Annotated in this window: 12 protein-coding genes; all 12 read right to left on the bottom strand. The window is 36.7% G+C overall.

Annotated features, from left to right (window positions below; all coding sequences use genetic code 11):
- Window positions 1-301: 301 nt before the first annotated feature.
- Window positions 302-670: a monovalent cation/H(+) antiporter subunit G gene (mnhG, locus tag ACXYMZ_RS13030; protein WP_458948842.1), complete on the bottom strand. Its 369-nt coding sequence runs from the start codon at window positions 668-670 to the stop codon at window positions 302-304.
- A complete protein-coding gene (locus tag ACXYMZ_RS13025; protein ID WP_458948841.1) occupies window positions 657-932 on the bottom strand; it encodes a Na(+)/H(+) antiporter subunit F1 in 276 nt (91 codons plus the stop codon). The genes mnhG and ACXYMZ_RS13025 overlap by 14 nt, the downstream gene beginning before the upstream one ends.
- Window positions 932-1,408, bottom strand: coding sequence for a Na+/H+ antiporter subunit E (locus tag ACXYMZ_RS13020; RefSeq protein WP_458948840.1), 477 nt, complete (start codon window positions 1,406-1,408; stop codon window positions 932-934). Before ACXYMZ_RS13020 ends, ACXYMZ_RS13025 begins: the two co-directional genes overlap by 1 nt.
- A 5-nt stretch (window positions 1,409-1,413) precedes the next feature.
- Window positions 1,414-2,898 carry a Na+/H+ antiporter subunit D gene (locus ACXYMZ_RS13015; RefSeq protein WP_458948839.1) on the bottom strand — a complete coding sequence of 495 codons (1,485 nt, stop codon included), beginning with the start codon at window positions 2,896-2,898 and terminating at the stop codon, window positions 1,414-1,416.
- The gene (locus ACXYMZ_RS13010; RefSeq protein ID WP_458948838.1) at window positions 2,891-3,229 is read right to left on the bottom strand and encodes a Na(+)/H(+) antiporter subunit C; all 339 of its coding nucleotides are present in this window, start codon (window positions 3,227-3,229) and stop codon (window positions 2,891-2,893) included. The genes ACXYMZ_RS13015 and ACXYMZ_RS13010 overlap by 8 nt, the downstream gene beginning before the upstream one ends.
- Window positions 3,229-3,663, bottom strand: coding sequence for a Na(+)/H(+) antiporter subunit B (locus ACXYMZ_RS13005; RefSeq protein ID WP_458948837.1), 435 nt, complete (start codon window positions 3,661-3,663; stop codon window positions 3,229-3,231). The genes ACXYMZ_RS13010 and ACXYMZ_RS13005 overlap by 1 nt, the downstream gene beginning before the upstream one ends.
- Window positions 3,660-6,077, bottom strand: a complete 2,418-nt coding sequence (locus ACXYMZ_RS13000; RefSeq protein WP_458948836.1) for a Na+/H+ antiporter subunit A — start codon at window positions 6,075-6,077, stop codon at window positions 3,660-3,662. The genes ACXYMZ_RS13005 and ACXYMZ_RS13000 overlap by 4 nt, the downstream gene beginning before the upstream one ends.
- 412 nt (window positions 6,078-6,489) lie before the next feature.
- A complete protein-coding gene (locus tag ACXYMZ_RS12995) occupies window positions 6,490-7,884 on the bottom strand; it encodes an NCS1 family transporter (RefSeq protein WP_458948835.1) in 1,395 nt (464 codons plus the stop codon).
- A gap of 230 nt (window positions 7,885-8,114) precedes the next feature.
- The gene (allB, locus tag ACXYMZ_RS12990) at window positions 8,115-9,470 is read right to left on the bottom strand and encodes an allantoinase AllB (protein ID WP_458948834.1); all 1,356 of its coding nucleotides are present in this window, start codon (window positions 9,468-9,470) and stop codon (window positions 8,115-8,117) included.
- A 338-nt stretch (window positions 9,471-9,808) separates the two neighbouring features.
- A complete protein-coding gene (gene allD, locus ACXYMZ_RS12985) occupies window positions 9,809-10,858 on the bottom strand; it encodes an ureidoglycolate dehydrogenase (RefSeq protein ID WP_458948833.1) in 1,050 nt (349 codons plus the stop codon).
- A gap of 263 nt (window positions 10,859-11,121) precedes the next feature.
- Window positions 11,122-12,171: an ureidoglycolate dehydrogenase gene (allD, locus tag ACXYMZ_RS12980; RefSeq protein WP_458948832.1), complete on the bottom strand. Its 1,050-nt coding sequence runs from the start codon at window positions 12,169-12,171 to the stop codon at window positions 11,122-11,124.
- A gap of 121 nt (window positions 12,172-12,292) precedes the next feature.
- Window positions 12,293-13,069: a (S)-ureidoglycine aminohydrolase gene (allE, locus tag ACXYMZ_RS12975; RefSeq protein ID WP_458948831.1), complete on the bottom strand. Its 777-nt coding sequence runs from the start codon at window positions 13,067-13,069 to the stop codon at window positions 12,293-12,295.
- Between the last annotated feature and the right edge of the window lie 22 nt (window positions 13,070-13,091).

Below are 13,091 nucleotides of genomic sequence, written 5' to 3'. Positions count from 1 at the left end.
TGATGACCGTTGAAACCGTTCTATCGGTCAACAAATTCGAGATTCTATTCCTTGATGACCGATGAAACCACTCTATCGGTCATCAAACTCGAGATTCCATTACTTGATGGCCGATGAAACCGTTCTATCGGTCAGCAAAAACGAAATTCCATTCCTTGATGACCGATGAAACCATTCTATCGGTCGTCAAACTCGAGATAGCATTCTTTGATAGCCGATAGAATCTACCATATTTAAAACGATAACAAAAAATAGCGAGCATCCAATCATAATCGATTAGATACTCGCTATTATATTACATTCACTTCTCATTCTTCACCCTAGATTCAAGTTTACTCTTATACACTTCTTTCAAATCATCCTGTACCGTATTTTTTTCCAGTGGAACACCGAATCTATATGCAGACCGATTAATCATAAGTGCTGATAATGGTGCTGTCATGAAGACGAATAATATAGCTAGCAGTAGCTTCACATTAAAAACACCTTCAGGAATAAAGTATATAAAAGCCGCAATAATTAAGGATATTACTCCAAATGTCGAACTTTTACCTGCAGCGTGCATACGAGAGTATACATCTCTTAAACGAATGACTCCGAGTGCACTTAAAAGTGTGAAGAAAACCCCGACTAAAACAAAGAAAGATACGATGATTTCAATCGTCGTCAAAAATAGCACCCCTTTCAATAAACTTCGTCAGAGAAACAGTTCCAACAAACGAAAGGATACTTAAAACCAAAATAACATCCGAATAGGCAATTGTATCTTGCAGAATCATGACGACTCCAATGAAACCGACTAATGTTACTCCGAAAGCATCTAATCCCATAATCCGATCAGAAACTGTAGGGCCAATTAATACACGGATAAGGAATGTCAGTAATGCAATACTAATTAATACGAGTGCTACGATCATAATCGTTTGAAACATTACTCTGTCACCTCCAGAATTGCACGCTCAAAGGAGTTTTGAATATCATCTCTGAACTCTTCTTCGTCATCGACATCAATTGCATGAATATATAGTGTCTTATTATCATCAGAAAAATCCATCGCAATTGTTCCTGGAGTTAAGGAAATTAACGCTGCCAAAAGTGAGATTTCAAGTTCAGTTTTTAATCTTGTTTCTACTGCAATAATCCCTGGTTTGTGATTAAGCTTTGGTCGCATAACAACCCTAACCATATCCACATTAGCTTTCGTTAGTTCGACTGCAAATAGAATGCAAAGCTTAATAAATGCCCAAACACGACGCATATAGAAATCAAACTCAAAAAAGTAGCGGAGAACAAATAATAGGAATATCCCTATGAGGTAACCGAAAATAAAGCTACCTACAGTAAAACTACTATTTAAAAACATCCAGAGAATCGCGATTAATAGATTGATTAAAGTTTGAAATGCCATATCAACTACTCCTTCAGAACAGAATCAATATAAATGGATGGATCCATTATTTGTTCTGCAATCTCTAATGAATATTGGAAAATAGGCTCGGCACTTAATCCCATAATAATCGTTAGAACGACTAGTGGAGCAATAGGTGCTAATAATTTTCCGATTGGAACTTTCGCCTGCTCTTCTGTATGCTTTTGTTTGCCCCAAAAAGCATATCCAAAAATCTTCATCATCGAAAATAGTGTTAATAAACCAACTAATAGTGCGACTCCTGATATTACATATTGCTGTTCTTGGAAACCAGCAAGAATCATCGGAAACTTACTAAAGAACCCGCTGAAAGGTGGAATACCTGCAAGTGAAATTGCAGCAATGAAGAACATCCAAGCAAGTGCTGGATGTGTTTTTAGTAAGCCACCCATTTGCCTTAAATCGCTCGTGCCCGTAACTTTTTTAGCTGCTCCCTCAAACAAGAATAACCCTGTTTTAACAATCATATGGTGAGCAATATAATAAATTGCCCCAGCTACGGCAAGTGGAGTGAAAATACCTAGTCCCATTACCATGTAACCTACCTGACTAATGATGTGGTATGAAAGAATTCGCTTAAAATCAAATTGCGACACAGCTCCAAGTACACCGAACAACATCGTAAACCCAGCGACCGTAACAATAATCCCTTTATGTGTATAAACAACATCATGGTAAAAAATTAACGTGAACACGCGGATAATTGCGTAAATCCCTACCTTTGTCAGCAATCCACCGAATAATGCTGCAATTGCTGCTGGTGGACCGAAATAAGATTTAGGAAGCCAGAAGTAGAGCGGGAATAAGGCACCTTTTGTCGCAAATACAATGAAAAGCATCATTGCGATAACATTAATAACCCCAGTTTGTTCAAGCTCAGCTACTCTCTCTGCAATGTGTGCCATGTTCAGCGTACCCGTTACAGAATATAACCAGGCAACTGCAACAACAAATAAAGCTGAAGTAAAGACATTAATCACAACATATTTAAATGATTCACGAAGCTGATACTTTGTTCCACCATGAACGATTAGTCCATATGAGGATAATAATAATACTTCAAAGAATACGAACAGGTTAAATATATCCCCTGTAATAAACGCTCCGTTTACACCAACTAATAAGAAAAAGTAGAAAGCATAGAAGAAGAACTTTTCACGCTTTGGTGTAATTGTCTTGAATGCAAAGAAGAGGCAGGCTGTACTGATAATACTTGTTAAAAGTAACATCAATGTCGCTAGCATATCAACGACAAGAACAATACCAAATGGCGCTGCCCAATTTCCTGCTTCTAATACAAGAATCCCATCTTGATAAACAATAACTGCTAAGTATATTGATACGAAAAGCATAATAAATGAAGCTACTCCACTGACGACTCGTTGGAGCTTATGATGCTTTGCAAAAATAATTAATATGGCTCCGACAATAAACGGAATGATTATCGGAAGGATAACTAAATTATTCATCGGCAGAACCCCTTAACTGTTCTAGATCCTCTGTTTGATGCTCTTGATATGTTCGATACGCCATTGTTAATAATACGGAGGTTACTCCAAAAGCAATAACAATCGCTGTTAGAACAAGTGCCTGTGGCAGTGGATCTGTATAACTTTCTGATGGTTGATTTAATAAAGGGGGCCCCCCTCTTTGTAATTCAGACATTGTGATTAACATTAAATGCACACCATGAGATAAAGTTAACGTTCCTAAAATAACGCGAACTAGATTTCGTGACATCATTAAGTACACACTAACTGTAAAAACAATACCTATAACAACTGACATTAATATTTCCATTATGCATCATCCCCCGCAATCGCTAGTATTATAGTCATTGCTGCTCCAACAACAACGAGGTAAACTCCTAAATCAAAGGGTAATGCTGTCGTTAATTCAACCTCACCAAAAATTGGGAATTGGAAATAATCGAAGTACTGTGTAAGAAACGGATCTTCAAAAAAGATACCTATTATCCCAGTAGCAACTGCAAATAATAATCCGACTCCAATTATTGTAGTGAAATTGAAGGATACTGTTTTATTGACGATTTTCTTATCAAAAGCTAAATATAAAAGTAAGATCGCACTTGCAGTCATTAGACCACCGATAAATCCTCCACCAGGGTTATTATGACCTGTGAAGAATAAATAGATTGAAAAAGCAAATACGATAAACGTAATAATTTTAATTCCTGTTTGTAGCATCATATTATTAGGCTTTAAATCCCTCACACGTCCTCACTCCCTTTTAGACGAAGTTTCACCATTGTGACGACCGAAATTGCCGCAATAGCAAGTACAAGAATCTCTAGCATAGTATCTAGTCCACGGAAGTCAACAAGAATTACGTTTACAATGTTATATCCCCCAGCTTCTACCTTCGAATTGGCAATAAAGTATTCTGCAATCGAATCAAAGCCAGTATCACTACCTAAAGCAAATGCACTTAAAGATACTAGAGTTATCATAACACCCACGGCAATTGATACTGTTAGCCTTGCAGCTTTAGCCGGTTTCTTCTCTTCATCCTTTTTCAACTTAGGTAAGTGTGCAAATACAAGCATAAACAGAATAACCGTCACTGTCTCAATCAATAACTGTGTTAAGGCTAAATCAGGTGCACGGAAAATTGTAAACATAAGTGCAACGAGGAAGCCCCCAACGCCTGCTACGACGATTGCTGTAATTCGATTATTAATAAACGGAATCGCAACGATGGAAATAACAAACATGCTGACAACTACCCACATGAATGGTTCAATCGGCGATAAGTTTGTCGTATTAATTGCAAATGCATCGTAACGGAACATCGTATAAATCATTAATAAAACGATAAATGTACACATATAAAGGAAGTAATCACGCATTCTTCCTGTCATTTGCGCTCTAGTTATAACCTGTGAGCCCTTAATTAATCCATCATAACCTGAATCATATACATAGTTGAAAATGTCACGTTCTTTTTTATAAAATCCTGACTGTGACCATTTGTTCATAGACATGTATAACAACGTTCCAACAACAATCACACCAACTGTCATCCATAACTGTAAATTGAATCCATGCCAATGTGTAATGGATACTGTGAATTTCTCCCCTGTCTCTAATATTCCTGGCAAGATAGATGCCATTGCAGGCTCAATTAAAGAATAAGCCAATATATTAGGAAACAGGCCAAATAATACAACGAGCACACCTAGAATAATTGGACTAATGAGCATGCCAATTGGTGCTTCGCGAACTTTTTTAACCTCTAGCTTTTTCACTTCAAATTTTCCAGTGAATGTTTTAAAGAATAAAATTGCTGAATAAAGGAAAGTAAAGATACTTCCTACCCAAGCTACGATCGGTAACAGTACACCCCATGTATCTAAGTTAAAGAATCCAAATTGTGAAACGCTAGCCATTGCAGTAAAGAATAATTCCTTACTTAAGAATCCATTAAATGGAGGTAAACCAGCCATTGCAGCAAGTCCTATCAAGGAAATCGTTGCCGTAATTGGCATAACTGTCATTAGTCCACCAAGTTTACGTATATCACGTGTACCTGTTTCATGATCTACAATACCTGCAGCCATAAATAGGCTTCCTTTAAAGGTCGCATGGTTAATCAAATGGAAAACTGCTGCAAGAATTGCTGTTGTATACAATGCATGATCACTGCCACTGTAATAATATGCTGCTGAACCCACGCCAAGTAGGGATACAATAAGACCCAACTGACTCACCGTTGAGAAGGCGAGAATTGCTTTTAAATCCTTTTGCCTTACAGCTGATATGGAGCCCCATAGGAGAGTGGTTAGACCCACAACAGTTATAATCCAAAACCACTCAGCTACACCACCGAATATTGGTGTAACTCTAGCGATCAAATAAATACCCGCCTTCACCATCGTTGCTGAATGGAGATATGCACTAACAGGTGTTGGCGCTTCCATTGCATCTGGTAACCAGATATGGAATGGGAATTGAGCAGATTTAGTAAACGCCCCTAACAGAATTAATATCATTGCTGGAATAAATAGAGTACTTGAACTTACTAGATCAGCACTTGCAATAATCTCTCTAACACTAAATGTTCCTGTCATTACATAAAGTAAGGAAATTCCACCTAGCATCGATAATCCACCGAAGACCGTTATGTACATAGACTTCTGCGCACCATAAACTGACTTTTCTCTTTCATACCAATAACTAATTAATAAAGCTGAGGAAATACTAGTAATTTCCCAGAAAACATAAAGCACAACGAGGTTATCAGATAATACTACACCTAGCATCGCACCCATAAAGAGCAATAAATAAAAATAAAAGTTGTTCAGCTTTTCATTTTTTCCAGCTAAGTAATATACAGAATAAAGAACAACTAAAATACCAATACCAGTAATTAAAAGAGCAAAGAGTAAGCTTAATCCATCGACGTAAAGGTCAAAATAAATATCAAGTGATGGCACCCAAGCAAAGCTCTGCATCACAGTATCTCCAGCCATTGTTACTGGTAAATATGTTAGAAAATAAATAAACAAAACTGTTGGGATTAGTAAGACAAACCATCCCGTATGTATTCTACGCAAATACTTATAAAGAAATGGAATGAGAAAGGCTAACAAAAAGGGAGAAATTGTTGCCCAATGTAAAACTGTCACATAAAATCCTCCTTTTCAAATTCAAATAAAGTAATGTTAATTCCTTATGTATATGTTATTTACAAATACTGCATTTAAGTGGACTAAGGTGAATATTCAGAATCTAACGCTAGCCATATCCTCTCCTTTAACTGCTTAAGCGAATAAAAAAACCTATCAATTAGGACATACTTATCCCTTGGTGACAGGCTCCTCCGTAAAACAAAGTAATTATTTAATTGTAGCTTTACTAAAATATAACTTCTCAGAAATAGTGTATAGTTAAAGACTTAATATCAGAATACTATCATTTCCTTCTCTATACTGTCAAGGAATTTTCCTATATAAAGAAAGATTTAATAGTCATCTGATATATTATTTACCAGATTTAAAAACAACCGACCATTTAACAGGCCGGTTGTTTTTAAAATAATTATTTTTCTTCGTAAATGGTGCCTTTCTTGAACTTCGATCCTTTGAATGCGTTCTTCATTAGGATTGGGTAAAGAATTGCAGCAGCGACGAATCCAATAATCCATGCTAAGTCTACGAAGATGAATGCTAATCCTGCAGCTATTATCATTGCAAAGATTGCAGCTTTATTTAGACCTGAGAACTGTCCTTCTTTCTTATAAAGCTCATCCACATCAATTTTCTGTTTTCTTAACAGGTAGTATTCAACCAATAGGATTGCTACCATTGGCCCTAAGAATGCAGAGTAGATTAGTACGAACATGTCTAACCCTTTTGCATTATCATCTTGAACTAGTAACCAAGGGAATGATCCCATTGCAAGTATACCTGTAATTGTTACAGCAACTTTATAGTTAAGTTTTGTAAATAACTGGATAACATATGTTGGAGTGATAATATTCGCTACCATGTTTACAGCGATTGCTCCAAATACGATAAATACTGCAATAAATAATTCGATATACACGTTATCAAATAGTGCTGGTAAGCCTAGCGCTGGGTTTGTGAACCCTGTAGCACTTGCTAGCATTGCACCAACTGCAATTACTGAACCATATGAAACAACGATCGGAATGAAATATAGTAATCCGCGTTTCGTATCACTGTAACCTGTTTTTAATTCTCTTGAATAGTCAGCAGCACTTAAGAAAATTGCTGCGTAGTTACCTAGGAATACCATGACAAAGCCCCAGAACGGGATTCCCCATGAACCTGAAGTATTTACCCATGTATCTCTAACAGCATCACTGTGGTCTTTAACTAAGATTACAAACACTGTAATAACAATACCCATTAATACAACGGATGCAACTGATTCCACCCATTTGATACTATGGAAACCTTTCATAGAAAGTAGAATCTGAATTACGATTAAGATTAAGAATGCTATTACAACGTTATCTAAAGCTCCATTACTAACTATCTTAAATATTTCGTTTAAAGCCGTACCACCAATCCAACTTTGAATTCCGTACCATATAACGGCTGGAACTGCACGAAGAAGTGAAGAAACCAGTGTACCTTTTTCACCAAACGACATTTTTAATTGTGAAACATATGGAATACCTGTACGGTAACCTGCGCGGTCATTTAATGCAAAAATAGCTGAAATAATTCCAATTGCGATTAACGCAGCTGCCATTGTTTGCCAGATATTTAAAGTTGCAACTCCATAAGCGATAACACTAGCACCTAGCGTCATGTTACCCATGTTTACACCGTCACCAACCCAAAGTGCTCCATAACCAAAAGTTCCTAATTTTCGATCCTCGGGTCCTAATGGCCTTAGCGAGTCTGTTTGTGCTGCGGCGTCTAGATTTTCTACTGGTAAATTACCATCTTTATTGTCGGACATTTTGTTCAACTCCCGTTTTCATGAATGTAGTAAATCATACTATATTCGTTAAATTTATATTGCTAAATTCTATTTAGCTTGCTACGACGAATTACTGCGACTGTTACAAAATGAGTATTAGAATAGAATTTATTCCTTTTTTTTCCTAGTCTATCTATAGTATACTAGTTTGTCTATGGAATAGCTTGTCTACTTTAAAAAATTAGTTAAAGTAGACAATACTATAATCCTTACTTCGTCATTAATTCACCGATAGGTTCGCCAACAATACCTTCTTGTAAATCAAAAACAACATTTCCTCTAACGATTGTTTTTGTTACACGACAATCAATTTTTCTACCTTCATAAGCACTATGCTTGTTTTTGTAATATAAATCTTCTCTTTTCACTGTGTAAGATTGATTCGGATCTACAAAAATAATATCAGCATCTTTTGTTACTGCAATTTCACCTTTGTTCTTTAAGTTAAATCTTTTTGCTGGTGTTGTAGCGATCAGTTCAACAAAGCGTTCGATTGGTAGGTTACGTTGTTTTACTGCTAAATCAAACATAAGGTCTACGTTATTCTGTGCTCCACTGATACCACCCCAAGCCTCAAAGAGGTTATTCGCATCCGTCTTCAAATCTTCTGTACATGGTGAATGATCTGAAGTTAACCAATCAATATTACCAGCTAATAATTCTTCCCATAGCTTATCATGGTCTTCTTTTTTACGGATTGGTGGCTGACATTTCGCATATGCACCAATTTCTTCAACATCTTCAGCAGACATTGCAAAATAGTGTGGGCAAGATTCAACTGTAACATCTAAACCATCTAAACGTGCTTCTAAAATAGCTTGTACAGCTTCAGATGTACTGATATGAACGATATGCAGACGGCAACCTGTTTCTTTTGCGAACAGTAAAGCTTTTTGTACGGCGTCTACCTCAGTGAATACTGGACGTGCATCTGGGTAATCCATCGCAGAAGTCTTTCCTTCACGGATAAACTCAGCTTCTAATTTTGAAGTAACGTCTGGATTCTCAGCATGTAAGCAAAGGATTTGATCAAATTCCGCTAACTTTTTCATACCCTTATACAATGTATAATCATCAATGCTTTCAAAGTCATCTGGAATATCACTTCCGACATTGGATAAGAACGCTTTAAATGCTGGTACTCCTGCATTATGAAGTTCTTCCAAGTCATCAATATTTCCTGGGATAAGTCCACCATAGAAAGCATAGTCAACGTAATTTTGTGTTTTTGCAGCTTCGAGTTTTAAATCAAGTGCCGCTTTATTTGTTGTTGCTGGAAGTGCATTTAAGGGCATTTCCACATAGCTTGTTGTTCCTCCAGCTGCTAGAGCTTTGGATCCTGTCTCGAAACCTTCCCACTCTGTTCTTCCTGGCTCACTAATATGTACATGTGTATCTACCATACCTGGTAATACATATTGTCCGCCTGCATCAATTACTTCTTTTGCTTCTTCGGTAATTTGTTCAGCTATTACAGAAATCTTTCCATTTTTAATACCAATTTCAACTTTTTTCGGACCATCACTTAATACGACTTCACCATTTCGAATGATTAAATCTAACATCGTGATTCCTCCTCATTTTAAATATATCTTTATTTAGTCATATATTAGATGACTAAGGTCTTGAAGCGCTTTCAATATGAGTTCATTATATAATGATTCTTTTCAAAAGTCTTTATCCAGTATGGATAGTTTTCACACCCTAAATAGCGTTAATATAGTAATTAAATATAAATATAGTTAATTCTATATCAATAAACAGTAAAAGTAATGTAGCATACTTCTAAATATTGTATATAATTATCTTTTTGTTTATTTTATACCAAAGGGAGATAAAAATACTGGATAAAAAACTTTTTCCTTCTATATAATAGAGTGATTTTTATAGTTATTTAAATTCTTTACTTTGCAAATGGATCTTTATTATCGAATTTATTAAAATGTACAGCATCTGATGTTAAGTACTCATAAATATCATCAACAATTTCTACACCAGATTCCATTGCTTTTTCAGCTCTTTTTTCACTTCGTTGCCCAGGATAAGAAACTTGGTCATAACCCTTAGCAGGTTTTAATTCATTAAGCTCTTTCATTGTTTGTGTAATATTCTCTTTAAAAAGTTCTGCAGATGTAAAGTATGCTGGATCAATGACAATATGAAGTTGACCAAGCTTACGAGATTCTGTCAAATCTTCGTACATGGAAGTTACATGTTTTCCAAATGGAAGGCCAAGAAGAACACCTGATAGAATGTCTACCATCATCATTAAACCATAGCCTTTCGGACCTGCGATTGGGAGAAGTGCTTTTACTTTAAATGGATCTGTTGTCGATTCTCCATTTTCGTCCACCGCCCAACCTTCTTCGATCGCTTCCTCTTTTGAACGAGCATGTAGTATCTTACCCCATGCTTGAACCGTTGTCGCCATATCAAAGATGATTTTTTCACCTGTACTGCTTGGTGCTGCGAAAGCGATTGGATTTGTTCCATAGTAAGCTTCTGCTCCGCCAAATGGAACAACCATTGGATCTGATTGACAGACAGAGATTCCAATTAGACCTTCTTCAGCTGCTTGGTTTACGAAGTATGATAAAGAGCCACTATGACTTATATTTTTAACGCCTACAACCGCAATGCCACTTTCTTTTGCCATTGTAATTGCTTCTTTCATTGCTTCTTTTGCCATATAGTGACCAACGCCATTGTCGCCCTCAAATATAGCTGATGCAGGACCTGTTTTTTCGAATTGAATTTCTGGATTTGTGTTAATTCCGCCTTTTGCAATTCTTTCTGCATAGTATTCTACACGCATAGCACCATGAGAGTGATATCCTCTTGCATCTGCATGTACAAGTACGTCTGACACTACCTCTGCATGCTCTTGTTTTAATCCAGCTTTTTCTAGCTTCGTACTAATTAGTTCATGTAATTTTTCTATTGTTACGTTCATGGTGTATACCAACCTTCCTAATGTGACTTCATTCTATTTATTTGGTTTTATTATAGTTTGGCTTTGTTATGGTCAAACGTTATTTCGGGGTAAAACCCGCTTCGGAAATATACTATGCGTACTCTAAGGCAGCTCAACAGTTGATTTGTATATCCCTCTAAAACAAGAAGAAGGGCATCTCTTTAAACGTTTAAGTTACTCCGAATATATTCAGATACTTTTTGTTCAAAGTGATGCCCTTTTCATACATAGTTTAAAACATATTATTTTGCGAAAGGATCTTTGTGGTCATAGTTATTATTATGAATAACATCTGACTCTAGATATTCGTAAATCTCATCTACAATTTCAATGCCTTCTTTTTCATAAATCTTAGACTTAAGAATTTCTGGTTCACCTGGATACATTACACGATCAAAACCTTTTGCTGGTTTGATTGATGTTAGTTCTTCCATTGTTTGTTTTACATTATCAAGGAAGCGTTCTTTATCTCCAAAGAACTCTGGATTGATTACAATGTGAAGTTGTCCAAGCTTACGATATTCTGTTAGGTCTTCATACATAGAAGATACTTGCTTACCAAATGGTAGGCCTAGTAAAATTCCTGATAATACGTCAACCATCATCATTAATCCGTAACCTTTTGGTCCAGCAATTGGAACTAGTGATCTTACTGCAAATGGATCTGTTGTCGGCTCTCCATTTTCATCTACTGCCCAAGTGTCATCAATAGATTCATTTTTAGAACGTGCATGGAGTACTTTACCCCAGGCTTGTACAGTTGTTGCCATATCAATAATGATACTATCGCCCGTGCTGCTTGGTGCTGCGAAAGCTATAGGGTTCGTTCCATAATACGCTTCTGCTCCACCGAAGGGAACAGCCATCGGATCTGATTGGCACAGAGAAAGAGCTACTAACTGCTCATCTGCTGCTTGTTGAACAAAGTACGAAAGCGCTCCGCTGTGGCTCATGTTTTTCACGCCTACAACAGCCACTCCAGTTTCTTTGGCCATTTTAATTGCTTCTTCCATCGCATTTTTTGCTAAATAATGCCCTACTCCACCATCGCCATGTAATACAGCAGAAGCTGGTCCTGTTTTTTCAAACTTCACATCTGGGTTTGTGTTGATGCCGCCTTTTGCAATTCGCTCAGCGTAGTACTCTACACGCATTGCACCATGTGAATGAATACCTCTTAAGTCAGCATGAAGTAATACATCTGCAACCGCATCTGCATGTTCATCATTTAATCCTGCCCGCTTAACTTTCTGCTTCATCAATTCTTTTAATTTAACCTTATCTACTCTCATCACTAACACCTGCTTTTCTCGTATTTTTTAATACTATTGAAAAAGGAGGGTATAAAGGACTGATTAAGGAAAACTGAACTACACCTGTTGATGTGCCATTTTACCTTCCTTTAATTCACTCTTATAGATCAGCGTCTCGGTTACAATCCTTCGAATAAATATAAGATAATTTTTCTCTACCCACAGCGTAGCATGCTTGTTGTACGTATGGTCCCATGAAGATATAGTCGTTCTTCTTAACTGGTACCCACTCATTATCTAAATTATAAACTCCTTCACCTGATAACAGATATGCTCCGTGTTCTTGTACATGTGTTTCAATGAACGGATGTCCTGCACCTGGATCGAAAGTTAAAATATGCATATTCATATCAAATGCGAAATCAGTTGGAAGTAAGTCTTTAATACGCATTTCTTTCGTACCGTCGTATTCAATTTCTTCAACATCATTTACGTTTCCTGTTACTAACCAAGGCTTGTCAACGCCTTCTAACTCTTTATATTTTTGTTTATAAAGGAAGATTTTCGAATCTCCTTTATTTACGTTTTCCATAAACATTTTCGTTCCAGGCGGGCAGTAAATATAGCCACCTTGTGTAAAATTATGCTCTTTATCTTCAGCAGTAACCTTCACTTCACCGTCTACAACGTACAGAAAAGTTTCCACATCTGCTTCACCACCGAAGCCTCTTTCTTTGTTATGTCCACCTTCGTACATGGTAATAATGTAATCTACAAAGCTTGCGCCAAGTCTTGGAGAACCTAGAATAGATACATAACTGTTCTCAAATCCTGGTACTGTGTTATTTACAAGTCCTTCTGGTGTCATTAAAGCATAAAGACCTTGTTTGATGATTGAACGTGATTGAAGTAAGTTATCTGGGAAACCGTTTTTCAATTTACATCTCTCCTTAAATTTT

The organism is Oceanobacillus sp. CAU 1775, assembly GCF_054482815.1.
This window is presented reverse-complemented; position numbering and strand designations above follow the sequence as displayed.

What these genes read in the sequence shown, in the direction of transcription:
- ACXYMZ_RS13025 (WP_458948841.1), bottom strand. Translation starts at nt 932, where the DNA reads ATGTTTCAAACGATTATGATCGTAGCACTCGTATTAATTAGTATTGCA.
- ACXYMZ_RS13020 (WP_458948840.1), bottom strand. Translation starts at nt 1,408, where the DNA reads ATGGCATTTCAAACTTTAATCAATCTATTAATCGCGATTCTCTGGATG.
- ACXYMZ_RS13015 (WP_458948839.1), bottom strand. Translation starts at nt 2,898, where the DNA reads ATGAATAATTTAGTTATCCTTCCGATAATCATTCCGTTTATTGTCGGA.
- ACXYMZ_RS13010 (WP_458948838.1), bottom strand. Translation starts at nt 3,229, where the DNA reads ATGGAAATATTAATGTCAGTTGTTATAGGTATTGTTTTTACAGTTAGT.
- ACXYMZ_RS12995 (WP_458948835.1), bottom strand. Translation starts at nt 7,884, where the DNA reads ATGTCCGACAATAAAGATGGTAATTTACCAGTAGAAAATCTAGACGCC.
- allB (WP_458948834.1), bottom strand. Translation starts at nt 9,470, where the DNA reads ATGTTAGATTTAATCATTCGAAATGGTGAAGTCGTATTAAGTGATGGT.
- allD (WP_458948833.1), bottom strand. Translation starts at nt 10,858, where the DNA reads ATGAACGTAACAATAGAAAAATTACATGAACTAATTAGTACGAAGCTA.
- allD (WP_458948832.1), bottom strand. Translation starts at nt 12,171, where the DNA reads ATGAGAGTAGATAAGGTTAAATTAAAAGAATTGATGAAGCAGAAAGTT.